Here is a 23899-nt window from a genome sequence, read left to right as displayed (position 1 = left end):
ATGCAACGATTCATGTAAAAAACACCCATAAGACAGTATTCTCCATTTCGATAAACTATAGATCAAGAATGGAGTTACTGGCTTGTGCCTGTTATGACGTTAAATATGAATATTATAAATTAATATTTAACTCTATGTATCTAATTTCTATCATAATAGTTACTTAAATCCTCAACAATATTTTTATCTATATCATAAAAAGTCCCCTCTTTATCACCAATTGAATAATATATAGTTGAAGCCAAAAAACTTATTGAAAACTTCTGTCCGTTTGAGTATGTTATTGTAACACTACAACGACTTCCAGCGCGGGGTTCTACACCTGACTTTGTAATACTCACACTATTAATTAAATCAATTATCTTGTTCCTATCTGACTTATTTTTAATTTCTTTTTGCTCTGACCCTACATTGTGTAATTTAAAGCTGCTGATATTATTTTTTTCAAAAGAGCCAAACTTAATTTGATTCTGGCTTTGTTTTTGAATATTACATCCCAATAATATTATAGATATAGAAATTAAACATGTAAAAAGCAATATACCTTTTATATATATTTTTGTACTAATGATAATTAGCACCCCCTTAAAATAAATTAGCGCCCCCCAGTATGCCTTTGTTCTAGTGATTTTTGATACAAAATCGTAATACAAATACAGAATAAATTACACAAATAAGTTTAAATATTAATAATAATGCAAAATTTTTTTAAACAAACAAAACAAAAGCAAATAATTTACATAGGATTTATTTAAATGATACCTAAGAATATATATTTTTCCGGAATATTATCCGAGATTAACTAATAGTTTCGTAATCCCAATGTATTGAATTTTTATATCTTATGTATCATAATATAGTAAATAATGGTATGTTTCTCGATGAAGGAGGAATTAAAAATTTTACAGGAAGTAATCAACTTGGTGCAAAAGAATTTGATGCTGTCTTAATAACGGCTAATGGAAAAAGAATATATTGTGCTGGTTTTCCAATTAGTCCAATGAAATCATGTTTTCCACCTGAATTTATGATTAGTGATTTATCTAAAAACACCATTACTATCACTAAAAATAGTAATGAAATGCAACAGGACTTAAGAGAAAATAAAATAATTTATAAAACACTAAAAGAAGCTGGTGTTTTATCAGAGTAAATAACCTTTTTTATCTTGTAAAATCAAAAAAACTAACAAAAATATTATTTATCAAAACGCTAATAATATTTTTGTTAGTGACAATATTAAGATATAGAGGGTGTGCAGCAATTCAGCAAAAAGGCAGTAAAATACCACCTTAGAATCTAAATATCATCATCTTCATTATACTCAAACAAATCAATATTTTTTATATCTACAACCAAATCATCAAATCTACTTGATTTTATGTCTTGTTCTAAAAATTTATATTCTCCAGCTAATTTATATCTACTGTCTTCTAAATTATATACATATACTTTCTTTGACATAGGGGATGCAATCCAGTATTCGGGAACACCAAAGTTTTCATAAATATCTTTCTTTTTTATTGTATCATCTTCTGAATTACTGGGACTTAAAACCTCTACTACTAATTGTGGTACTCCTAAAAATCCTCTTTTAAATATCTGTTCTTTATCACAATATACTGCAACATCTGGAACCAGTTCTGCACCTTTACCACTTATCAACTCTTTTAGTTTGTTAAGGTCTTTTTTTATATCCTTAGGATTATCCTTTGTTAAGAATAATGCTCCTTCTATAACCACTTTACATTTACCATTAAAATAGGTTTTTAACTTAGAGTATAGTTCACCGTTAATTTCTACATGGTTATATTGAGGTCTTGGTGACATCATAATATTTCCGTTAATCCATTCCTCTTTTATTAAATTATTCTCCATGGTTATCAACTCCAATCTATTCTTTTTTAAATTTAACATTTCCTTATTAATTTTCCCACCCTAATAGCTTCTTTTCCAGTTCAATAAAATCATATGATCTTTGCTCGTAGTCATTGAATGTGCCTACTTTTACTTTACCCTTAGGAAATGACCAATCCTCTTTTATTGCAGTTATAACAGTTCCAACTAAATTCTTTACATTATTCAATTGTCTCACTATGTTATATTTTTCTTTTATTATATTAATATCACCACTAGCAATATTAAAAATTTTAATTGCTTCAAGGTCTTTTATATCCTCGCTTATTATTGCTTTTACAAGTTTAATATTATCAATATTTTTTTGTGGCTGTATTCCAATCTCTTCTCGAAGAACTGCTGATGTTGCTGCAATTTCATTCCTGGCTTTATTGTTTTGATTTTGCTTTATAATAAATTTAATTCCCGTTACTTTTCGACCAATCTTGGTTTCTTCAAATTTAAAAGATATATCACTAAAATTATTTATCTCTTTCATTGCCATGTCTAAAACCTTTATCCTAAAAAAACTATACTTTTCATAACTCTTAGGGCATTGTAGTTTTTTTCTTAATATATCTAAATTATCAATTCTCCACCCTGTATCTTCAAAGCTTTTTAAATAATAATAAACTCTTTTGCTATAAATACTGGTAAAGTTGATAGGATACTCTATTTTATAATAAATTCTTTTTTTCATTTCAAGCAATAATCCTTTAAGTTTGGTTCCTATTTCAAAAGTTATTTTCCCTTCTGACCTTACATATTCGATTGATGCAAACCACACAAAAAAGGTTTCTTTTTCTACACCTTTATCATTATTGGTTAATAAATAGAATCCAGTTCCCTCCATGCCCTTAGTTGCCTTCTCTAAATTTCTATAAATGTTGCTTGTATCGGTCTTATACAAATGCTTATAGTCGTTAATATTCAATTCATATAAATAATTGTTATCATCCTCTATCTTTGTTAGTACCATATCCATTATATCATTTTGGCTTACTGATAAGTTATATCTAGCTTCAATAAGCTCGTTTGGTCTTACTGCAATGTGTTTCCCCTTTTTAATCATATAATCATGCCTCCAAGCTATTGTTAAAATATAACTATATAGGGTTACTATATACTTGTCAAGTAACCTATAACCGACATTAGGTAACCATAACCGACATCAAGTAACCCTATGACCGACATTAGGTAACCTTAAACCCTCAATTTGACCGACATCGAGTAACCTTATGACCGACATTAAGTAACCTTAAAACCTATGTACATATTGGTATGACTTACTTTTGAGCACCCCTACTATACATTTACTATACAAGTACTTGTACTATACAACAACAAGAGGGGAGGTCTTGTTGTTGTGGAGAATATATGTATGCCAAACTAATCAGAGATAATTATACCTAGGTTGGCATCCATAAGAAAAAGCAGTAAAATTAATTACTGCTCTACAATCTACTTTCCCATAATAAGACTTTTCCAATGTCCATTTATTGTAATTCATTACAGGTATAATCAATTTGCGTTATAGGATACATTGAATAATCACTTGATTCTACATAATTAACAGCATTGTTATCATCTTTAAAAAAGGAATAAAACTTAAGTTTATCACCTGGAGCACTCTTTATATAAAAATATTTTGCATAATTATAGTCATGGGTTGCAATAAAAATTTGAACACCAGCTTTTCTTAGTTTGAGTAACACAAAAAGGCCTAAATTCTTAAACCCCTCTACAATAGTAAAGAATTCTGAAGGAGATTTATACTCCTTCCTGGTAAACCTTTATCTTGCCAGCAGCAACATCTTTAATTAGAATTTTATGCAATTATTTGAACCTCTACGCTTTTCTATATTTCTAAAAATTTATCAAAAAACTCTTTAAATTTGTTATGGAATTCTATTTTTATTTCAAAGGAAACTTTTGAAATTTTAATAATGATTGGATATTTAATATATACTTCATCATAGTCATCCTCAAATTGGTTAACAGCATATACTTGAAAAAATATGCATTTAATTACATTTAATTCAGAATGAAAATTATCAATAGCTATTTCTTCATTATTTAAAATAGAACAATGTGTATCTTTATCATATTTGCTCCATATCATTTCAAATAGTTTTTTTGTATTTTTAGTTGGCAAAATAGCAAAATCAACCATTGCCGTAGGTGATGTATTCTCACTCATTATCGAATAAATCTTATGCTTTTTTGGCATATTCGATTGAAACATCTTAAGTTTAGCCATTATATATCCCACCCTAATAATTTCTTTTCTAAATCATACATTCTCTGCTTATAGTTGTTGAAGTTATCAACCTTAACTTTGCCTTTAGTTCGCTTATAATCTTTTTTTATTGCATCAATAATCCAACCCACCACATTACCAATTTTAGGTACTGTTTCAGAGTATTTATACTTTTCTTTGATGATATTTATATCTCCATTGGCAATATTTAGTATGTTTTGTGCTTCAATGTCTGATATTTGTTCATGTATAATTTCTTTTACAAGTTTAATATCATAAATACCTTGCTTATCATTTGGTTTAATATCTTCTAAAGTAGCCACTATTTCACTTATGGCTTTATTTTGCTTTATGTAAAATTTAATTGAAGTTACCTTCCTACCTGTCTTTATTCCTTCAAAATCAAAGGATATATCTGTTTTATCTAAATTTATCTCCTTTTGTGCCTGCAACAATACTTTTCTTTTAAAATCGTTATATCTAGAATATTCATAAGGCTCAATACAAAACATAGTTCTTAATGCGTCAATACTTATAGTTATCTTTCCAATTCCTTCATACTGCTTCAACAACTCGTATATTCTACAGGAATAATTGCTATTAAATGTTATTGCTTTATCCAATGATACCTTGGTAAATCTTTCTTTAAGTTGCAGTAAGTAAGGTTTTAATTTATTATCAAAACACAATTCAATACTACCATCTTTAAAATACTCCGCTGATGATAACCATTTTGTTTTTAAAAGAGATTCTTCTTTTATAATTACTAATTCCTTATTTCTTAAACTGTCTATATGCTGGCTTAATTCATTAAAACTAATCTTATGTTTTGATAATATATTGTTTATTTCTGAATGCGTAAATTTATAAGTTGCAAATTCTATATCATCTTTATTTATTTTAGCTGTTAGTATGCAGATTAGTCTTTGCTCTTGTAGACTTAACTTATAGGAGGATTCAATAATGTAATTTGACTTTACCATTAAGTTTTTATATTTTAACAAATCTTTTCTAGTTACCACAGTTAGCACCCCCATATAAATTTTACCATGCGACTACTAAATGCGTCAAATCGTTTTATTAGTCGCTTTAAGTACGAATCAGCCATAGCTTCGTACTAATTGGTCGTCTTTAAATCTTAGTTAATCCGTAATTGTATTTAAGACGTTTGCATTAATATATTTTGGGGGGGAGAGCATGGGTAAGTTATTATATAAATTATTACCTAGTTTACCAATGATATTACCATTATCATTAATTTTATTTATATATCCCAAAATTGATGAAAAATATGGGATAACAAATAAAGTAAGTTTAAAACTTAAAGTAAGTCAGGAATGGAAACCATTTTTTTGTGGTTGTAGTTTTCTTGTATTTATATTAGTGGTGGGTATATTGGGTATATATATAATTGAAATTCCTAATACTGTATATTCTATACTATGTGGAATTTATGGTGGATTCAGTATTGGTATAGCAAATAAACTTAGAATAAGAAAAAATATATAGTTATACTTTTCATTTATTATTCATCAACAAGGGTAGAAAAATGCTCTTGTTTTATTTTTGTTGTAGCTTGTAACTCCCACTTATAGAAGTAGGAGAATTTCCTTCTGAAATGTCGTTAAAATTTAATAGATAATATGAGATTTTCGAGGTAGATATTGCAATAATTTATAAAAATTAGAATTATATTTACTATAATGATATACTAATAAATAGGTCGTAGTTGCAAAATACGACATAATTGTAATTTAACAATGAGAAAATAAATATAAATTAATATAGGGGGAAGACATATGAATTCTGTAATAGTATCAATATTTTCTATTGTATTCGGATTTATCTCAATGAAGTATCCACCAAGTATAAATAGGATGGTAGGGTATAAATCACCTTTAGCATTGAAAAATCAGGACACCTGGAATATATCACAAAAGCATAGCGGATTTATCGCAATAGTACTTGGAGTTATTAATGGTATTTTTGGAATTTGGTCAATAATTCAACCAATGGCGATTAATAAAGGACAAATGCAACTGTTATTATTATTAATAAGTGTTGTACTTCTTGTAGTTATTGAGGAAATACATTTGGCGCAGCTATTTAATATGGATGGAAGCAGAAAAAATTTAAATAATCAATAAAAATTATTTATATTTTAAGATGAATTTAAAGTATATAGACGAAGGAGTATTTACAATTATGAAGATTAGCACCTTAAATTTATTATTAAAAGATGCTTCAAAAAATCTTAGAAACAATGCTACTACTAGCATTGCCTCCATCGCTACAATAATGTCAACGTTATTTATTTTAGGAATATTTGTACTATTCATATTAAATCTTAAAATGGGAATCATTGGTATTTATACCCAATTCGAAGTGCGGGTGACTTTAAAAGATGATATAAAGATTACTGATCAGCAAAATATATATATATAAATAAAAGCGGCAAATGCTGTAACCTATATTACTTTTGAAAAAAATACTCCCCGATCAGCATATATAGTTAAAGTGAATGGACCAGATGATATACCTAAAATAATTTCTCAACTTAATAGCTTACAAGGTATAAATAAAATTAACAGTACTCAAAACTTTCCGAGGAAAATTTTGATAATGATTAAAGCAATTCAATGGATAGGAGTGATACTTTTCCTTATACTTATTGTAGCAACATTTTATTTAATTAAATGTACAATGAAACTTGCTATACATCCGAGACTTAATGAAATCAGTATAATGCAATATCTTGGTGCAACAGATTGGTTTATTAGATGGCCATTTATTTTTGAGGGAATGATAATTGGATTTCTAGGAGCAGTGTCCGCAGTAATAGCAATTTTTTTCTTATATAGTTTTGTATATAAACAAATAAATTCTTATTTTGCAACAGTGTTCATTAATTTTATAAATCCGTCTTTTATATTTACAACTATGTCATGGAGCTTTATACTTATTGGAATAATTCTAACTACTATAGGACGTATTTTGGTTATGAAAAAGTTCTTAATAATTTAAAAAAGGCATATTGTTGGTAAGCGGTTCAGAAAATAGCGTAGTGCTTACTTTAGCAAAATGAAAAACAATAAAAATGAGCCTACAATGTTGCATGCTCATTTTTATTGTTTTTTTGTAAGATAATAATTTTCTTAGCTTGATGGCTATGGCCGTACCCCAGAATCATTTGATGGGAAATATAAAAGTACCAATGAATTGTTAAATAACCAATTCGTTGGTACTTTTATATTACTTTTTATTATTTAGAATACCGTTTGAATTAACAACATAACAACTGCAAGTGCTCCAATATAACCCATTAATGGCATTATAAATTTCAACCATTTATCATAAGTTACATCTACCATTGCTAAAGTAGCTAAAATAAGTCCTGTTGGAGTTATAAATGATATTAGCCCTTGTCCATATTGATATGCACTTACTATTATATCTCTTGGCAATCCTACAGTGTCCGCAAGTGGTGCTATAATTGGTATTGACAATACTGCGAGTCCTGAAGATGAAGGGATAAAAAACCCAAGGAGTATAAATAATAAAAGAATTACAATTATAAATATTTTTGAATTCATTCCTTGAACTGTACCTGATGCCATATTAAGAATTGAATCAGAAATTACTCCATTTTCCATAATCAAATTAATTGCTCTTGCAACTCCAATAACTAATGCAACACCGACTAAATCAGCGGCCCCCATAATAAATTTGTTAACAAATTCTTTTTCTCCAAGTCCTGAAATTACACCAAGTCCTATGCCTACAACTAAAAATAGTGCAGTCATTTCAGTGAACCACCATCCCTGAGTGGAAACTCCCCAAATCATTACAGAAAAAGTTAACGCAAATATAATTAACATTAATTTACGTCTAAAAGTAAATTCTGGTACTTTTTTATCGTTATAACCCTTTAAAAATCTTTCTTCAATTTCTTTTTTTTGGCTGTATATTAAAGATTTAGTTGGATCATTTTTTATTTTTTTACCATACTTCATAATATAAATAATAGTTATTGTTGTTGCAATTAATAAACCTACACCCCTCATTCCTAACCCTTGTGTAAAGGTTATTCCTGCTGCATTTGAACCAATAACTGATGAAAATGGATTTACAGTGGAAAACATCGTACCAATGGATGATCCCATATAAAGTGCAGCAATACATACTATTGCATCATAGCCTGCTGCCATAAATACTGGAACAAGTATTGGGTATAGGGCAATGGTTTCTTCTGCTAATCCAAAAGTGGTTCCTCCTATAGAAATCAATATTGTAACTACAATAATTAAAATAAATTCTTTTCCTTTGGTAATACGTGAAAGACTTGCAATACCTGCATCAAAAGCTCCACTGCTATTTAATACACCAATACATCCACCAATTATGAATACAAACATAATAATATCAATGGTGTCATATACTCCTTTTATCGGAGCTTGAATTATATTAGATAAACCTTGAGGGTTTTGCTTTACCTTCTCATAAGTGTCTGGAATTGCCACAGGTTTGCTAATACTTCCATCCTTAAATTTTTCTATGTCTATCTTGATTTTTAGTTTATTTAGTGTATCTTGTGTTCCAGGTAATTCCTTTACAGAAGCATCTGGGTTTATTACAGTGAAAACGGTTTTTTCATTATCATACTTTAATTTTGCATATGAACCTGCTGGTACCACATAGGTAAGTAGAGCTGCAAAAATTAGAACTATAAATAGCACAGTAAATGCCGTAGGAAAGCTTTTTTTCTTTTTACTCATTTTCTTTCCCACTAAATTAATTTTATCATTACAATTATATTATACAAGTTTTACGACATTTTTTAATAAAATTTTACAAAATTACTAAATATTCAGCTTTATGTATATTTATTTATAATTTAATTCACAATAGTAGAAATTATAAGGGACAATCAGAAATACAAACTCATTTTAGAAAAATTAGATAATATTGAATCAAAAATTGATAACATTACTTTGAATGCTATAATTAAAAGAGAAATTGGTATTGAAGCATCAGTAACCGCTGATAATCTGCAAGAAGGTACAATTGTTGAAAATATCAATGAAGTAATTAGTGAAATTAGAAAGGAAGCTGCTTTATGAAGGTGATTGGAATAAATGGAAGTGCTCGTAAAAATGGAAATACAACAATATTGATTCAAACAGTGTTTAAAGAATTGGAAAAGCAAGATATACAAACAGAATTGATACAACTATTTGATAAAGAAATTAAAGGCTGTAAGGGTTGTTTTTCTTGTAAGGGAAAGAGAGAATGCATTATTAACGATGATGCTTTTAATGAATGTTTTCATAAAATGGTTGAGGCGGACGGAATTATCCTTGGCTCACCGGTTTACTCAGCTGATATATCATCTAAGATGAAAGCTTTTGTTGAACGTTCAGGTGTTATTATTGCAACTAACCCTGAATTGCTTAAATATAAAGTAGGTGCCTCTGTTGTTGCAGTTCGCCGTGGTGGTGGAATGACCGCTATAGATACTTTAAATCACTTTTTTTTAAACAAAGAAGTTTTACTAGCAGGTTCTACTTATTGGAATATGGTTTATGGAAAAGAAATCGGTGATGTCTTAAAAGATGAGGAAGGTATACTAAACATGAAAAATTTAGGACAAAATATGGCATGGCTAATAAAGAAAATTAACAGTTAATATTTCTTAAATAGCACACTAAATTTAAAATTAAGTGAATTAAATATAGCTATTATGAGGAGTCCTCATTTTAAACATTACAGCAGGGCTTATGAGTAGCAAAATAAGTTTTCCATAAAACTGATATTGAAACCGTTCTATTTTAACGACATTTCAGCATCGCAGATGATGATTTAACTAACTTTACAACTTGTATACTAAATATGGATTTCCATGTTTTAAAAATTATTTCTATCTGCTATCTTAAACTATAAAACTCATGAACCTGCTTTGTACTTAAAACTTCTTCCTTAATATTCGTTATATAAATAGATATCCCTAACAATGGAGTAGTATTATCACTTTTTTCTATACCCTTTTTTAATGCTATTTTCTAGGAGGTTATTTTTACATTAGTCGTTGCCGTATCCCAGCAAGATATAGATGATCTTACTGGGATATTTTTTTAGTTAATAACAATAGCCCCTATTAAAAAGTAAAGTATTGATTTATATACGTTGTTAAGCATTCAGTTAAATTTAACTAAGCAATTTGTTTTTTCTTTTGTTTCACTACAATCTCTATTATATGGAATCGGTTATTATATTTTTGAGATAATTAGTAGCCTAGTTTCTAGGCTACTAATTTAAATGAACATATATATATATGCCTAACACAGAAAGTTACAAACTTAATCTAAATTTTCTCATGAATAGTTTATATGTAGCAAAACATGATACTATCCAAAGTACAATCCAATATAGAAAAGGTTGTATAAAACTATAATCTTCAAAAGATAAACAGGACCCAAGCATTTGTAGTGGACTAAAACGATAAAAAATACCATTTGAATTTCCTATACATCCTAATAATTCTCCAACAAATATAAACATAATCCAAGGTATACTTTGAACAGCAAATATATTTTTAAACATATTTGCTGTTATAAGACATAAAACAGCTATGAACATAGAAATAATACTAAAAAATATCATTACTATAAATATATAAAGAAATGGATTACTTACATATAGATCTATGGAAACGTGAGGATATACCTGCCCTGGAAGACATTTCGTAGGCATATAATATGGATTTGTAAAGATACTGTACAAAAATGCAACTAGTTGAAATCCGAAGGTAACTATAAATGATACTAAAGATATAGCTATAATTTTATATTTAATAAATTCTTTATGAGTTATTCTTGAAAGTGAAAATTGGAAAAACCCTGTTTTGTAATCTAAAAATAATGAATCACCACATATTAATATACTTATTAAAGGAAAGATTAAAGGCATATAACTATGCATAGGTACGCATAAAGCTTTAAAATAACCAATAAAAAAATTACCTTGATTTAACGAAAAGTTAGGTTTATTCATCTCTGATATATGAATAAAAGCTCCCATGAAAATTATAAAAGCTAATAATGTTTGCCATCTACAAATTCTTCTAAATTCTATTTTAACAAATCTTTTAACCATATTAGATACTCCTTTTAATTTCTAATTTTTTGAAACTATATAATCATTATGTGTTACAACTACAATCGAAACAATTATATTTATTAAAAATAATACAATGTTCATTCCAATACTTTTTAGATATGATCCAATATTTGGAGATATATCTATGGTTGATGGATAATTTATTGGTGATAATATTCGGGGGATTATTCCCTGCATGTATAATACTCCAAGTATTATACATAAGGTTAATATTACTATATAACTATTTGCATACTTATTGAAAATTAAGTTTATTGTTTGAAATAATGTTGTTAGGGCAATAAATCCAGTGAGTAAAATACAAAAAATGATAATCTCCATTTTATAAGGATTAATACTTGAAGCATACATGTTAGGATAATATAAGTAAGTATATTGACTCCATTTATTAATACTTGGAAACGCTACATTGGATATGATTTTAGTTATAAGTATTAACATTATAGTAAAAATAAAGTTTATTATTAATAGTGATACTACTTTAGCAATCCACCATCTTAATTTAGAACCAGCTCTCATCAATAATAACGTATCAAAGCCACCAATTATACTTGTGCTAAAGTGAACTATCAAAAGCATAATACCAATCAATAACATCCATTGAGATAGGTTTGGTAAAAAAAAGTTCTTTTTTAATCCTCCACACACTTTTAAAATTCCATCTGTACTTATAGCATCCACTTTCTCTATATTTTTAGTGCTTATAAGCATATATACTTGTAGTAATATACTTAAACATAAAATCACTATCCCATATGCGTTCCTTTTTTTATAGCATGAATAAAGTTCATTTATAATTAATTGTTTCATTAGCTATCTTAATCCTTCCTAGATATATTCATATTTCTAATCCTAAAACACCCTATAACAAAAAATAGTAATAACATTATCCCAAAATATTTTATTGAATAATTTATTGTAAAGTTTTTCAAGGTCAAATCTGGCATACCAGAAGTCCCATAAAAATAGAATGGAGAATGTAGTGATAATATTCCTTGAGCAATAGGAGAGAAATATATATTAGAATGATCCTTAAAAACAGCATTATGTCCTTGTAGCACAAGTAATACTACTCCTATAAAACTATATAATGAATTATTAAATATCAACGATATAATTAATATAAAAAGTCCTAATGCACTTAATGTTAAAATAAATAATCCATATTGAATCGTTAAAGTGGTAATAATATTATTTCCAGATTTTATTGAGCATGTTACTACCTCGTAATAACATTTCCCTTTAAATGGTAACTTATATATGAATGAAATAATAATTATATTAACTAAGCAACATAAAAATAATAAATTTGATGTTATAAATATAATTGCAACTTTAGATATAAAGTATGTTACTCTATTAGATATTCTGGATAAGAAAAATTCTATGTAACCACCTTCATAATCCTTTGTAAATATATCACCAATCAAATAGCAGTAAAGTATAGGTATAACCAGAATCATCACTAATGGATATGAAAAGTAAATAAATAGATAATCCCCAAAAACTAAAGGTGCTCCCTTAGGTAAACAATCTTCTAGAGCAAGATATTTTAAGAGTATGCCTAAAACAAATAATATAGCAAAAGCATAAATCCATTTTTTATAATTCAAGCAAAAATAGTGTTTAATCATGCTAATAATCATTGAGCACCCTCATTATTATCTAAACCTCTTAATATAGTTAGACTCCCACCATCAATTTCGTATATGCTATCACACAATTTATCAATTTCCTCTTTTCTATGTGATACAATAATAAAACTTGAGCCTTTACTTTTCATCTCCTTAACAATGCTTGAAAATATTTCAACCCCGTTTGAATCTAATCCATTGGTAGGCTCATCAAAAAGTACAAGTACTGGCTTTTCCATTATAGCTTGTGCAATTCCTAATCTTTGCCTCATACCTAAAGAGTACTTTCCAACAGACTTTTTATTATCATTGTCCAACCCTACTAGTTTAATAACTGATTTTATATCATCATCATTAATAACATTACGTATAGATGCCAGCATATGTAAATTTGTATATCCAGTAAAATGCGGTAAAAATATTGGATTTTCGATTAGAGCCCCTACATTGGTTGGCAATCCACCTAAAAGTCCTGGTAGAACTTTGTTCCCATCAACAATAACTTCTCCTTCATTAGGATAGATAAGACCCATTATTATTCTAAGTAATGTTGTTTTTCCACAACCATTAGTTCCGACGATTCCAACTACTTCACCTTTATTTATACTCAAATTTATATTTTTTAATATTTCTATTCCTTTAAATTTTTTTGAAACTCCAGTTAAAGACAATATTTTTTTATTTTCCAATGTTTTCATCCTCTTTTCTAGACACTTATTTTATTTAACTCTAAACATAATACATTGATATAGAAATAGTATTTGTTTGTGATAATAATATTACATTTTACTGTATTACTATTATACGCAAATTCTTAATTTTCTTATTTTTATCCTCATTCTAAAATATTGATTACGGATGTGGCATAAACCATCTATTTTTAGCACTATATTCTAAATACTTAAGTATTGCCCTTTGTTTACATTATATTACACCGAAGAACAAAATCTCCCTACGGTCGAGTAAAAACCCTTATGCCAAGCAAATATGATAATTTCATCGTCCTTTAATTATCATATTTGCATCACATTCTGGGCATAGAACAATAGGACTACCACTCTTCTTGTCAAATTCCTCAGGTGTATAACATTCAAACGCAACAAATTCTGGTACCTCTTCTTCATACCCACATTTCTTACATTTAAAAAGTATCATCTTATCGGGCCCCTCTGTTTGAAATGGTATCTCCCTTTCATCCATTTTAATTTTAAAAATCCTTTTAATACGTTCCCATATCATAAATATACCCATACTTTCTGTGCCAAATTTGGAATAACTCCATTAGCTGACCGCATTTTGAACATTTCCCTGGATCTTTAGAAAAATTAATAATCATTAATTCTCTATACTTCATTTTTCTTATTTCCTTTTTCCAATTTATTTTTAATGTGTACTGAATTGCTTTAAGCCCACTTTTTATGTATTGCAATAAACCAAAACATTTTCTAATCTTTATACTTATACTTCCAGCATATACTCCATATAATCTAACCATTTTAAAATATTTAGGCGATATATGCATTAGTAACCTGCCTATAAACACTTGTGCCGTAACTGTTTCTTCTACTCTCTCATTAGTTTCATGACTCTTATACCAAAACGTTACATTTTTCCCATCATAGCTAAGTATTCTATATTCTGCTATCGCAGGTCTTGCTAAATATCTACCGATATATCTTGCTGCACCTCTTGCACTTTTCATTCTTGATTTGGCATTTATGTAAAATCCGTTAGGATAATCTTTGAACATTTTTAAGTACTCTGCTTTTTTATCTGGGTTTTTACTAACCATATAATTTATTAATTTGTACTGCCAAACTTTTCTAAAATATTTATAGTCAAAGAATTCCATATCCTTAACTTCATTATCCCTTGTTTTTATTTCTGGAACCAATGCATGCACATGTGGGTTAAACCCTATATTCCTTCCAAAAGTATGCACTACGCCAATCATTCCACTTTGCCAAAGCACTCCACCTTTTTTGCTTCTTTTCTTCTTTTTATATTCTTCTCTATTTTTATAGTTTACACCATTTGCAAACTCATTTATAACCTCATATACCATGTCTTGCAGGTCTTTCAGACTCTCTCTATTCCAAAAAAAATATTTTCTGTACTCAGTCGGTATCGTAAAAACACAATGCCTATGTGGAACATCCAAGATTTTACTTACTTGTTTCTCTACCCATTCGCTTATGTATTTTTTACCACATTTACTACAAAACCTACTTTTACATGTAAATCCTATTTTAAATACTTCCAGACATTTTAAACATATGTACGCAACAAAACCTAATGAAATATCTCCACATCCTATCATTTTCATTACTTCGATATTCATATGTTCTCTCATCTTTTCAGGATACTTTTCTTTATTCAATTTCCAAAACTTTGAATAATTATCTTCAAATATTTGTTTTATGGTAATCTTATTTTTTCTCATGATTTAATCATCTCATATTTATCTGATTTTTTCTATATATCTTTTAGCTAGAATGTTATCCACAGCGGCTTCCGCAAGCTGTTTCCTATATAAGTACAATAAAATACAATATAAAAAGCATAAAAAGAACATTTAAGCCTTAAATAAGGTAAAATAAGTTATTGTTTTAAAAATATGTTTCATAATAATAAAAAAACTTAACACCTTAGTTGAATAAATTAGGGATAGAGAAAAACTTGAAGAAATGAAAATAGAATTAATACTAAAAAGTTCTATTTTCAGTGTAAAGCATTGATATGTCTAAGGTTTAATCACTAAATGATAAACCTCTTATTTTTTTATTCAAAACAAGTTAGTTATTACAATTATAGTATTGATAATACTATCTAAAATAGTAATAAAAAATATATATTAGCTAATTTAGATGATAAATTTCAGGGTCTGTGTTCCGGTTTTTCGTTCTGTTACTACATAGACCCCTGGCATAGTTTGGATATCTTCTAGTTTAGGGTACAAATCAATAGATGAAATAAGTAAAATCATATAAATTAAATATTTCTTATAATTTTTTTTTATATAGTGTAACTTTTTATGAACTTATACGTGTAAGAAGTATATTAAAATAGTTAGCATATGTTTTTTCACAAAGAGGTGAAGATTTGATCGACGATAATACAATAATGAATCTAGTCAAGAGTGGCGATAAGAAAGTTTTTGAAGAGCTTGTAATTAGACACAGATTAAAGGCTCTAAGATTTGCACAGAAATATGTAAAAGATGAATTTATAGCAGAAGATATAATACAGGATAGTTTTGCTTTAATCTATGTAAAAAGAATGAGTTATAACAATAAATACAGCTTTAAAACGTTCTTATATACAGTAATAAGGAATAAGTGCATCGATTATCTAAGAAAACAAAAGCCTGTAAATATTGAGGATATAAAGCTACGGACACCTTCTGCAGAGGATATTGTAATGAAAAATGAAGACAGATTATTTGTAACGGAATTATTAGGTAAATTAAATAAGGAGTATAAGACTGCATTGTATCTTTATGAATATGAGGATATGTCCTATAAGGATATTGCAAAGATAATGATTAAGTCCGTAGGTCAAGTTAAAATTATTATTTTTAGAGCGAGAAAAAAACTACAAAAACTTGCGAGGGAGGATTATAGATGTTAAAAGATGAAGAATTTCTAAGCTTAATGTGGCAAAAGGTTGAAATTTTTGAAAATGAACAATTAGAAATAGAAAGAATTTTAATAAGAGATAAGGAGATTAAGAAGAAGCAGTGTTTTATCTATTTGGGTTTAATTCTAATGTTTATAGGAATTTCAGTTCTTTCTTTATTTGTTTATATTGATATATCTATAATTGGCATTTTATCATTTATTGCTCTTTTATCGTCAATGAATTATGAATCTAAATCAATGAATTTTACACAAGTAATTAATTAGGAGGTAGGAATCATGCAAATTAGTATAAATAATTTATCAAAGAAGTTTAGTGGTAAGAGTGCATTAAGGGATGTTAATTTAACAATAGATCAGGGGATGTTTGGACTACTTGGAAGAAACGGAGCAGGCAAAACTACTTTGATGAGGATACTAGCAACTCTGCTTAATAAAAGTGGTGGCGAAATAAGCATTTGTGGAATAGATATTTTAAAAACTAAAGAATTAAGAAAACTTATTGGATATCTTCCTCAGGACTTCTCCGTTTATCCAAATCTATCCGTTTATGAAGCCATGGATTATTTAGGAGTTTTATCAGAGGTTCCCTCAAGTGAGAGGAAAAAAGTAATTCCAGAACTTTTAGAAAAGGTTAACTTGTTAGATTGTAAAAAAGTAAAGGTTAAGGCTCTATCTGGCGGAATGAAAAGAAGACTTGGAATAGCTCAAGCAATTTTACATAATCCAAAAGTTTTAATAGTTGATGAGCCAACAGCAGGGTTAGATCCAAAGGAGAGAATTCGATTTAGAAACCTTCTTTGTGAACTAGCAAAGGATAAAATAGTTATTCTTTCAACGCATATAATCGGAGATATTGAGGCCACCTGCAAAAACATTGGGATATTAGACAATGGGAGCCTTATATTTAAGGGAACTGTTCAGGAATTAAAAAGCAAAGCAGAAGGAAAAGTTTTTTCTATGAACGTTAACCCCGATGAATTAGAAAGAATAAAACAAGAATATATTATAACAGGTATGATTATGATAGGGGACAGTATCTCCATTAGGGTTATCTCGGATGTTCCTCCAAGCGATAATGCACAAATATGTGAACCCAATATTGAAGATTCGTACATGCTTATGATTGGAGGGATAGATAATGTTTAACCTATTTCTAAAGGAATGCACGCAATTAGGTAAGAGCTTGATTTATATAGTTTTTATTTGTATAACCATAGCATTTTATACCACCCAATACTTTTCAGATATAAAAGGAAATGATCCACAGTATCTAGGAAGTGCTTTGATAAAGCCTTCTTATGTTCAAGGCGTTGAAAAGTACAATAAAGAGAATGATAGGTATCCTTATGGAACTACGAACGAAGAGATACCAGAACAAGTTATCTCTAAATCAACATTAATGATGTATGAAGAGCATATGAAAGGAACATACTCGGCTTATCCACATGGCTTGTTTAAAAATGTTAAATTAGATAAGGAAGACGCGAAAAAGATAGAAGAAATTATAAGTCAAACAACAGGAAAATCTCTAAGCGAGTTAGATGCATTGCATAAAACTGAAAAATGGAGTGAAATACATTTTAGCAGCAGCTCAAAAGGCTATGCTAGCTTTAAAGTATTAATGGAGGAAGCGAGCAATATAATAGGAGAGCAATCTAATTATTCCAAAGAAAATTTAAGAAGGTTTGGCGTTAGGCCAATAACCTATGAGGAGGCAATGAAAACTTATAAAGATTTAATAGAGAAGGATAAGATTACAAATGGTTTTGCAAGGCTGTTTTGCGATTATATGGGAATCGTAATGGGTTTATTTCCAGTGTTTGTTGTAGTATCTTTTATTAGGAAAGATAGAAAAAGTAATATGAAAGAGCTCGTTTATAGTAGAAGAGTAAGTTCTGCTAAGTTAATCCTGTCGAGATATAGTGCCTTAGTTATAATGATGATGATTCCAATTTTATTACTTGCAGGTGTCTCAACGTTTCAGGCCGTCAGTTTTAGTGAAAAACTTAATTTAACGGTAGATTATTTTGCGGTTTTTAAGTATTCAATAGGGTGGCTTATGCCAACACTTATGGCAGTAACCGCTGTAGGGATGTTTTTAACTCTTCTTACAGAGACAGCAATAGCTATTCCAGTTCAGATGATTTGGTGGTACTCCTCTATATCTAAAGGCGTATTAATTGGAAGTTATGATTTAAGTCAATTAATGATAAGATTTAATACAATAGAGGATAGAGATGTATTTGTTTCTATTATACCTAATATATTTTTAAATAGGATATTCTTTATTTCGGTATCGGCAATTTTCGTGATTGCATCTATTTATATATTAAAGCTAAAGCGAACAGGAAGGATTGATTTTTATGATAGGTATTCGAAATGTTTTACAAATTTCAAAGGTAAATTTAAGAATAGCTTTTCGAAATAATATATTGTTATCACTTATGTTATTAATTTCAACTCCCATAATCTTTAGCATTACCAACTTGGATTTTCCAATGGCTGCAAGAATATGTGAGCAATTTATTGTAATAATTGGAGTAGTGATTCTAGTGCCAATATTTACACCAGAAGAAGATGAAAATATAAAAGAGACAATAAACGCAAAGGCTATTTCTCCTATATTGGTTTATATAATAAGAATAGTGATATCAGTAATTTTACTAATATCACTAATAGCATTATTTGTTAATATATTAATTTATCTTGGTGGAACATTTACTTCTGGAAGGTTAATAATGGGAACATTTGCATCTTCATTATTTTTAGGCGGATTAGGGTTATTTGTTGCTTCTCTTACTGAAAATGTAAGCATAGGGTATATGATACCAATAGTTTATTTTGTCTTTGATATTATGACAAAGGGTAAATACACAAAGAATTTGTTTCTATTTTCTTTGATTAATAATAGCTTTAAAGAAAAGTATTATTTGCTTGTGGCATCAGTAGTGCTAATAATTTTATCATTACTAGCATATTGGATTAGAAATAGTAATGCTAGGTGTGGCTGTACCCGGATATCGCAAAGAATCTGATGAAATTGAAAGATATATACATAAAGAAGACTTTGTCTACATATGTATTTAGACAGAGTCTACACGAATTTCGTGTTATAGAATAGTAATATAAAAAATCCCGGTAAATAGAATTAGTATACAACTTTCATTTAATGTCCATCAACTGAAAAAGACAAACTTTGCCTATGGGTACACACTTTAGAGTATAAAAATTAAGGACTTCATGATTTGTAAATCCTTAGAGTATAATTACCGCGTTTTGCTGCCTGCTCCCCTATATTAAGTCGTCTACACGCCCCTAAAGCAGATATAGAGGTTTCCTGCCATTTTAGATATACTTCATCGAAATTTGGTAAGTCAATCTTTTTTCTACCACTATAAACGCCTTTCTGTTTTGCTAATAAAATTCCTTCCTCCTGGCGTTTTTTTATTGTAATACGCTAATTTTCCGAAACGCAGGATAATACCTCCAAAACCAGTCTACTTATAAAGTCTCCTAATAAGTTCGTATCCAAAAGAGGCATATCTGGGATAGCATACGCAAAAATGATATTTCGTACGCTAAGAAAAACACAATTCCGTAAATGCAAATATTTTACTGGATGTGTTTGTAAATTAGATTATTTTTATAAATTTCAAGTTTTAAATTCTTATGTAATCATGTAGTCTTTTGACTAAAAGCATACGTTTATTTTTATATCCAATTTACGGTAATAATAGTATAATTAAATAAATATTTTACGTCACAACAGTATTTTATCGCGTATTAATTGATTACAAATTGACAAGGGAGTGATGTAATGAAAATCAATGAACGACCATACTTAATGGTAGCAAATTCCTTTGGTGTTATTACTATTTGCTTATCATTTCTATACATCTTTAATTATGTTAACGGTGAGACTATAGCTATATTTGGAGGTTTTACTCAATTGTTCCTTGGATTTAATTAAATTAATATGGCACAGAAGATAGATTCAAAAGGAATTAGTAAGGTGAATAAAAAAGTTGGAATATTTTGTGTAATTGTAGGTATATTCATTATTATTAATGTTATTGTTAAAATGATAATATAGCAATTTATTACACTTTATAAGAATATTGTGAATTAGTGGGGGGAAAGATTATGAAGTCAATGATATATAAAAACCCAGTAATATCGGTAGTTGTTATAAATATAATTACTTTCATTATGCTTATGTATGCAATAAGCGAAAGGGCATATGCCGTTATATTGTTACTAACAATAGTAGGCATTGTAAATAGACTAATTATTGAGAATGGAGAAAATATTGATAAACAAAAGAAAACTACAATGCTTATCAGTTTCTTTTTAATAGTGATTATTCAATTTGCTTATACTATGTATATGATATACTCAAATCATTAATGCGTTATATTATACCAATCCGAAGTAACTCATAGAGTATTATACCATAATATACTCAAACTTCGCACATATAAAACTGGCATAGACACTTGCTGTATCAAGGTTTAAAGGCATTAATAAGTAGAAAAATCCTCCTAAAAATGATATAATGTAAGTAACTACAAATACAATAAATATCAAAATTAGGAGGACTTATTTATATGACTAATATACCACAAATTAGTGAAAATGAAAATGAAAATGAAAATGACTTTATGAAATCCATCATAAGTTTTGTTAAAAAATTCAAGGTTATTAACGCTTTAAAAAAATCAAATTGCTATAAAGAAAAAGGGACATGTGTCCATGATATTTTTTGCTATCTATTGCAGTTAGTTTACACTGGTAAGAGTATGTATATGAATTATCAAACTAAAAGTGATGAACCTAAATTCGGAAAAGATACTGTGTATAGATTTTTAAATTCTATGTACATAAATTGGCAAACATTTTTGCTACGACTCTCTGGAACTGTTATAGAAACACATTTAAGAAATCTAACTTCAGAGGATCGCATGAATGCAATTATTGTTGATGATTCATTTTACGGTAGAACTAGAAGTAAAAAAGTTGAATTACTTTCTAACGTTTTTGATCACGCAAGCAAAGGTGCTAAATATAAAAAAGGTTTTAGAATGCTTACAGCTGGATGGACTGATGGCAATACATTCGTTCCTCTTTCGTTTAATCTACAAAGTTCTGAGAAAGAAAAGAATAGGTTTTGTGAAATGAAGGACGGCTTAAATAGAAATTCGATTGCCTATAAACGTAGAAAGCAAGCGATTTCAAAGTCTACAGATGTTATGATTGATATGCTTAAAACTATTGTAAAGGCTGGTGTCCCTGCAAAACATGTATTGTTTGATAGTTGGTTTTCTTATCCTTCTACAATAATGAAAATACTTAAACTTAACTTACATACTGTAGGTAGGCTTAAAAATACTACCAAAATAAAATATATTTTTAACGGTGAAAGAAAAACATTATCCCAGATATATAAATCAAGGAAAAAACGACCAGGAAGATCAAAATATCTTTTATCAGTAATGGCACAAATTTATGATTCCGCTGATAATAAATTGGATGTAAAACTAGTTTTTGTTCGGGACCGCAATGATAGAAAGAAGTGGATTGGATTCATTTGTACTGATTTAAGCTTAACAGAAGAACAGATTATTGCTCTTTACGGAAAACGATGGAGTATTGAAGTTTTCTTTAAAATATGTAAATCTTATCTAAATCTTGGAAAAGAATTTCAAGGTCTTTCTTATGATTCAATGATTGCACATACTACAATTGTGATGACCAGATATATTATGCTAGCTGTAGAAAATAGAAATAATAAGGATGAACGCACCATGGGCGAACTGTTTTTTCTTATCCATGACGAGCTTCAAGATGTAAATTTCTCAGAAGTTTTAAGAGTTATTCTCGATATTTTAAAAGAAGTTCTACAGGATCTATTGTTTTTAACTGGCGAGCAAATAGATAGATTTATTGATAATTTTATTTTAAAACTACCTAAACATTTTGCTGAGAAATTCAGTGTTAAAAAAGTAGCTTAAAATCAAATATTAATGCTATTTTAAGCTACACAAGTATTTATTCATAAGGGTTTTCAGGCATTCTTGTCCTGCGAAGTTTGAGTAATATACTATTTTTATAAACTTATAGAATCTACTAACACAGACTGTATATTAAAACTGCCACAATGAGGTGTACCCTAATGACACTATTAGAATATGTTTCACTAGGGTTATAGAAAAGATATATGAAATGTTTCAAATACAAATAGGCTTGATGCAACACTTATAAAACTATATATAGCCACATGTTGGATATCAATTCCATCATGTGGCCTATTTTTGCACGTATGTCGACTGTACCCGATTTAGTGATTAAACCCTAGATATATCAATGATTTAAACTGATAATATATACTTTTTTGAGTTAGAACTTTTCAGTATTAATTCTAAGTCAGAATATTTTGATAAAATATATTTTTGGTAATAACTGTCTTAACGTATATTTTCTGCGTTTTTCGAGCACTACCCCATTACTTACAGGTTGCCACTTTTAGTTACAAATTAGTAAAAAATTTATGATGAGGTTTTACATTTAGCTAATCGAATAGAGGCTAACAATTAAAATGTTTCGCCCCTTTCACAACACCGTACGTACCGTTCGGTATACGGCGTTTCATTAGTTTACGGTTTAACGTGGCTATAATAATCCGAAAAGAATATGTAGTTACGCCTCTTTAAAGTATCATTTGTTAATGAGCGACTCATGATTGGGCTGTTGGAAATTCTCCAATAGCCTTTTCTTGTGTTTGCGAATTCCAATGCTTTACTTTTCTCAATGCCAAGAGAAATTAGTTGACTAAGCCTAGTTCTAACTTTCTTCCATTGCTTCCAATAAACCATACGTATTCGTCGTCGCATCCATTGGTCCACTGTTTTAAGTAATGATTTTATGTCTGCAATTTTAAAATAGTTAATCCATCCCATAATGTAACGTCTTAACTTTATTGGTCTTTCTTCATTACTTAATCCATAACTTCTCCCTGTAAGAACCTTAACTTTGGCTCTCATCTTGGCAATAGATTTTGGATGTATTCTCACTCTAACTTCACCCTTGGTTTTATAAAATGAAAATCCAAGGAACTTTAACTTCCATACTAGGTCTACCCTTGTCTTTTCTCTATTTATTTTTAGAAATAGTTTCTTTTCTACAAATGATACGGTGTTATCCATAATACGCATTGCACTTCTTTTACTTTTACAGTAAATCATAAAGTAAGTAAACCAAGGGAACTTCCCCCTTAGTTTCTCTCAGAACCGTAC

General features: G+C 28.8%; 29 protein-coding genes. 15 read left to right on the top strand and 14 right to left on the bottom strand.

The features are described from left to right. Positions 1-140: 140 nt before the first annotated feature. On the bottom strand, positions 141-581 hold the full coding sequence (locus G9F70_RS25945) for a hypothetical protein (protein ID WP_164947341.1): 441 nt from the start codon (positions 579-581) through the stop codon (positions 141-143). Between the two features lie 290 nt (positions 582-871). Between G9F70_RS25945 and G9F70_RS25940 the strand changes: the two genes are divergently transcribed. Then, the gene (locus tag G9F70_RS25940; RefSeq protein ID WP_164947340.1) at positions 872-1153 is read left to right on the top strand and encodes a hypothetical protein; all 282 of its coding nucleotides are present in this window, start codon (positions 872-874) and stop codon (positions 1151-1153) included. Positions 1154-1299: 146 nt separating this feature from the next. On the opposite strand, the gene G9F70_RS25935 is transcribed toward G9F70_RS25940, so the two are convergent. From G9F70_RS25935 to G9F70_RS25915, 5 genes are all read right to left on the bottom strand, one after another. Beyond that, positions 1300-1878, bottom strand: coding sequence for a Uma2 family endonuclease (locus G9F70_RS25935; RefSeq protein ID WP_224617959.1), 579 nt, complete (start codon positions 1876-1878; stop codon positions 1300-1302). 46 nt (positions 1879-1924) lie between these two features. Further along, positions 1925-2968, bottom strand: a complete 1044-nt coding sequence (locus tag G9F70_RS25930) for a replication initiation protein (RefSeq protein WP_164947339.1) — start codon at positions 2966-2968, stop codon at positions 1925-1927. Between the two features lie 424 nt (positions 2969-3392). Further along, positions 3393-3611: a hypothetical protein gene (locus G9F70_RS25925; protein WP_164947338.1), complete on the bottom strand. Its 219-nt coding sequence runs from the start codon at positions 3609-3611 to the stop codon at positions 3393-3395. A 143-nt stretch (positions 3612-3754) separates the two neighbouring features. After that, entirely contained in the window at positions 3755-4156 is a 402-nt protein-coding gene (locus G9F70_RS25920; RefSeq protein WP_164947337.1) for a hypothetical protein, read from the bottom strand. Next, the gene (locus tag G9F70_RS25915; RefSeq protein ID WP_164947336.1) at positions 4156-5178 is read right to left on the bottom strand and encodes a replication initiation protein; all 1023 of its coding nucleotides are present in this window, start codon (positions 5176-5178) and stop codon (positions 4156-4158) included. Before G9F70_RS25915 ends, G9F70_RS25920 begins: the two co-directional genes overlap by 1 nt. 175 nt (positions 5179-5353) lie before the next feature. Here G9F70_RS25915 and G9F70_RS25910 point away from each other — a divergent pair, with 175 nt between their 5' ends. The 4 genes from G9F70_RS25910 to G9F70_RS27380 all read left to right on the top strand — a co-directional run bounded on the left by G9F70_RS25910 (position 5354) and on the right by G9F70_RS27380 (position 7180). Beyond that, entirely contained in the window at positions 5354-5665 is a 312-nt protein-coding gene (locus tag G9F70_RS25910; protein ID WP_164947335.1) for a hypothetical protein, read from the top strand. A gap of 290 nt (positions 5666-5955) precedes the next feature. After that, positions 5956-6303, top strand: a complete 348-nt coding sequence (locus G9F70_RS25905) for an SdpI family protein (protein ID WP_164947334.1) — start codon at positions 5956-5958, stop codon at positions 6301-6303. Positions 6304-6361: 58 nt separating this feature from the next. Continuing rightward, positions 6362-6601 (top strand): hypothetical protein, encoded by a 240-nt coding sequence (locus tag G9F70_RS25900; protein WP_224617958.1) that lies wholly within the window; start codon positions 6362-6364, stop codon positions 6599-6601. Between the two features lie 72 nt (positions 6602-6673). Next, positions 6674-7180 carry an FtsX-like permease family protein gene (locus G9F70_RS27380; RefSeq protein ID WP_224617956.1) on the top strand — a complete coding sequence of 169 codons (507 nt, stop codon included), beginning with the start codon at positions 6674-6676 and terminating at the stop codon, positions 7178-7180. Between the two features lie 242 nt (positions 7181-7422). Here G9F70_RS27380 and G9F70_RS25890 read toward each other — a convergent pair whose 3' ends face one another. Further along, positions 7423-8931 carry a YfcC family protein gene (locus G9F70_RS25890; protein WP_164947333.1) on the bottom strand — a complete coding sequence of 503 codons (1509 nt, stop codon included), beginning with the start codon at positions 8929-8931 and terminating at the stop codon, positions 7423-7425. Between the two features lie 216 nt (positions 8932-9147). Between G9F70_RS25890 and G9F70_RS27195 the strand changes: the two genes are divergently transcribed. Together G9F70_RS27195 and G9F70_RS25885 are read left to right on the top strand one after the other, a co-directional pair. After that, entirely contained in the window at positions 9148-9276 is a 129-nt protein-coding gene (locus tag G9F70_RS27195) for a hypothetical protein (protein ID WP_263577389.1), read from the top strand. Next, positions 9273-9842, top strand: coding sequence for a flavodoxin family protein (locus G9F70_RS25885; protein ID WP_164947332.1), 570 nt, complete (start codon positions 9273-9275; stop codon positions 9840-9842). The genes G9F70_RS27195 and G9F70_RS25885 overlap by 4 nt, the downstream gene beginning before the upstream one ends. A gap of 662 nt (positions 9843-10504) precedes the next feature. On the opposite strand, the gene G9F70_RS25880 is transcribed toward G9F70_RS25885, so the two are convergent. From G9F70_RS25880 to G9F70_RS25855, 6 genes are all read right to left on the bottom strand, one after another. After that, a complete protein-coding gene (locus tag G9F70_RS25880; protein ID WP_164947331.1) occupies positions 10505-11308 on the bottom strand; it encodes a hypothetical protein in 804 nt (267 codons plus the stop codon). Positions 11309-11329: 21 nt separating this feature from the next. Beyond that, on the bottom strand, positions 11330-12142 hold the full coding sequence (locus tag G9F70_RS25875; RefSeq protein WP_164947330.1) for a hypothetical protein: 813 nt from the start codon (positions 12140-12142) through the stop codon (positions 11330-11332). Positions 12143-12150: 8 nt separating this feature from the next. Then, positions 12151-12978 (bottom strand): hypothetical protein, encoded by an 828-nt coding sequence (locus G9F70_RS25870; RefSeq protein ID WP_164947329.1) that lies wholly within the window; start codon positions 12976-12978, stop codon positions 12151-12153. Beyond that, entirely contained in the window at positions 12975-13655 is a 681-nt protein-coding gene (locus G9F70_RS25865) for an ABC transporter ATP-binding protein (protein ID WP_224617955.1), read from the bottom strand. The genes G9F70_RS25870 and G9F70_RS25865 overlap by 4 nt, the downstream gene beginning before the upstream one ends. A 307-nt stretch (positions 13656-13962) precedes the next feature. Further along, positions 13963-14217, bottom strand: coding sequence for a hypothetical protein (locus G9F70_RS25860; protein WP_224617360.1), 255 nt, complete (start codon positions 14215-14217; stop codon positions 13963-13965). Beyond that, a complete protein-coding gene (locus G9F70_RS25855) occupies positions 14186-15409 on the bottom strand; it encodes a transposase (RefSeq protein WP_224617359.1) in 1224 nt (407 codons plus the stop codon). Before G9F70_RS25855 ends, G9F70_RS25860 begins: the two co-directional genes overlap by 32 nt. A gap of 680 nt (positions 15410-16089) precedes the next feature. On the opposite strand from G9F70_RS25855, the gene G9F70_RS25850 reads away from it, so the two are divergent. From G9F70_RS25850 to G9F70_RS25815, 8 genes are all read left to right on the top strand, one after another. Further along, entirely contained in the window at positions 16090-16596 is a 507-nt protein-coding gene (locus G9F70_RS25850) for an RNA polymerase sigma factor (RefSeq protein WP_224617953.1), read from the top strand. Next, positions 16590-16871: a hypothetical protein gene (locus G9F70_RS25845; RefSeq protein WP_164948032.1), complete on the top strand. Its 282-nt coding sequence runs from the start codon at positions 16590-16592 to the stop codon at positions 16869-16871. Before G9F70_RS25850 ends, G9F70_RS25845 begins: the two co-directional genes overlap by 7 nt. A 12-nt stretch (positions 16872-16883) precedes the next feature. Continuing rightward, entirely contained in the window at positions 16884-17753 is an 870-nt protein-coding gene (locus G9F70_RS25840) for an ABC transporter ATP-binding protein (RefSeq protein WP_164948033.1), read from the top strand. Continuing rightward, on the top strand, positions 17746-19035 hold the full coding sequence (locus G9F70_RS25835) for an ABC transporter permease (protein WP_164948034.1): 1290 nt from the start codon (positions 17746-17748) through the stop codon (positions 19033-19035). Before G9F70_RS25840 ends, G9F70_RS25835 begins: the two co-directional genes overlap by 8 nt. Beyond that, complete coding sequence (locus G9F70_RS25830) at positions 18971-19642, top strand: ABC transporter permease (protein ID WP_224618012.1); 672 nt, start codon at positions 18971-18973, stop codon at positions 19640-19642. The genes G9F70_RS25835 and G9F70_RS25830 overlap by 65 nt, the downstream gene beginning before the upstream one ends. A 782-nt stretch (positions 19643-20424) precedes the next feature. Beyond that, a complete protein-coding gene (locus G9F70_RS25825; RefSeq protein ID WP_164948125.1) occupies positions 20425-20577 on the top strand; it encodes a hypothetical protein in 153 nt (50 codons plus the stop codon). Positions 20578-20750: 173 nt separating this feature from the next. After that, complete coding sequence (locus G9F70_RS25820; protein ID WP_164948124.1) at positions 20751-21014, top strand: hypothetical protein; 264 nt, start codon at positions 20751-20753, stop codon at positions 21012-21014. Positions 21015-21214: 200 nt separating this feature from the next. Continuing rightward, positions 21215-22618 (top strand): transposase, encoded by a 1404-nt coding sequence (locus tag G9F70_RS25815; protein ID WP_224617952.1) that lies wholly within the window; start codon positions 21215-21217, stop codon positions 22616-22618. Between the two features lie 642 nt (positions 22619-23260). On the opposite strand, the gene G9F70_RS25810 is transcribed toward G9F70_RS25815, so the two are convergent. Continuing rightward, a complete protein-coding gene (locus tag G9F70_RS25810; RefSeq protein ID WP_164948117.1) occupies positions 23261-23848 on the bottom strand; it encodes a group II intron maturase-specific domain-containing protein in 588 nt (195 codons plus the stop codon). Between the last annotated feature and the right edge of the window lie 51 nt (positions 23849-23899).

It is taken from the genome of Clostridium sp. FP1 (assembly GCF_011065975.2).
Taxonomy (GTDB): Bacteria; Bacillota; Clostridia; order Clostridiales; family Clostridiaceae; genus Clostridium_AD; species Clostridium_AD tagluense.
Note: the sequence above shows the minus strand (reverse complement) of the source record. Positions and strands in the feature narration are given on the sequence as shown.

Bases quoted from the DNA above. Each gene is read 5' to 3' on its own strand.
- G9F70_RS25940 (WP_164947340.1), top strand. From the start codon at position 872: ATGTTTCTCGATGAAGGAGGAATTAAAAATTTTACAGGAAGTAATCAA.
- G9F70_RS25935 (WP_224617959.1), bottom strand. From the start codon at position 1,878: ATGGAGAATAATTTAATAAAAGAGGAATGGATTAACGGAAATATTATG.
- G9F70_RS25930 (WP_164947339.1), bottom strand. From the start codon at position 2,968: ATGATTAAAAAGGGGAAACACATTGCAGTAAGACCAAACGAGCTTATT.
- G9F70_RS25920 (WP_164947337.1), bottom strand. From the start codon at position 4,156: ATGGCTAAACTTAAGATGTTTCAATCGAATATGCCAAAAAAGCATAAG.
- G9F70_RS25910 (WP_164947335.1), top strand. From the start codon at position 5,354: ATGGGTAAGTTATTATATAAATTATTACCTAGTTTACCAATGATATTA.
- G9F70_RS25905 (WP_164947334.1), top strand. From the start codon at position 5,956: ATGAATTCTGTAATAGTATCAATATTTTCTATTGTATTCGGATTTATC.
- G9F70_RS25900 (WP_224617958.1), top strand. From the start codon at position 6,362: ATGAAGATTAGCACCTTAAATTTATTATTAAAAGATGCTTCAAAAAAT.
- G9F70_RS25890 (WP_164947333.1), bottom strand. From the start codon at position 8,931: ATGAGTAAAAAGAAAAAAAGCTTTCCTACGGCATTTACTGTGCTATTT.
- G9F70_RS25885 (WP_164947332.1), top strand. From the start codon at position 9,273: ATGAAGGTGATTGGAATAAATGGAAGTGCTCGTAAAAATGGAAATACA.
- G9F70_RS25880 (WP_164947331.1), bottom strand. From the start codon at position 11,308: ATGGTTAAAAGATTTGTTAAAATAGAATTTAGAAGAATTTGTAGATGG.
- G9F70_RS25875 (WP_164947330.1), bottom strand. From the start codon at position 12,142: ATGAAACAATTAATTATAAATGAACTTTATTCATGCTATAAAAAAAGG.
- G9F70_RS25870 (WP_164947329.1), bottom strand. From the start codon at position 12,978: ATGATTATTAGCATGATTAAACACTATTTTTGCTTGAATTATAAAAAA.
- G9F70_RS25860 (WP_224617360.1), bottom strand. From the start codon at position 14,217: ATGGGTATATTTATGATATGGGAACGTATTAAAAGGATTTTTAAAATT.
- G9F70_RS25855 (WP_224617359.1), bottom strand. From the start codon at position 15,409: ATGAGAAAAAATAAGATTACCATAAAACAAATATTTGAAGATAATTAT.
- G9F70_RS25850 (WP_224617953.1), top strand. From the start codon at position 16,090: ATGAATCTAGTCAAGAGTGGCGATAAGAAAGTTTTTGAAGAGCTTGTA.
- G9F70_RS25845 (WP_164948032.1), top strand. From the start codon at position 16,590: ATGTTAAAAGATGAAGAATTTCTAAGCTTAATGTGGCAAAAGGTTGAA.
- G9F70_RS25840 (WP_164948033.1), top strand. From the start codon at position 16,884: ATGCAAATTAGTATAAATAATTTATCAAAGAAGTTTAGTGGTAAGAGT.
- G9F70_RS25835 (WP_164948034.1), top strand. From the start codon at position 17,746: ATGTTTAACCTATTTCTAAAGGAATGCACGCAATTAGGTAAGAGCTTG.
- G9F70_RS25830 (WP_224618012.1), top strand. From the start codon at position 18,971: ATGATAGGTATTCGAAATGTTTTACAAATTTCAAAGGTAAATTTAAGA.
- G9F70_RS25825 (WP_164948125.1), top strand. From the start codon at position 20,425: ATGAAAATCAATGAACGACCATACTTAATGGTAGCAAATTCCTTTGGT.
- G9F70_RS25820 (WP_164948124.1), top strand. From the start codon at position 20,751: ATGAAGTCAATGATATATAAAAACCCAGTAATATCGGTAGTTGTTATA.
- G9F70_RS25815 (WP_224617952.1), top strand. From the start codon at position 21,215: ATGACTAATATACCACAAATTAGTGAAAATGAAAATGAAAATGAAAAT.
- G9F70_RS25810 (WP_164948117.1), bottom strand. From the start codon at position 23,848: ATGATTTACTGTAAAAGTAAAAGAAGTGCAATGCGTATTATGGATAAC.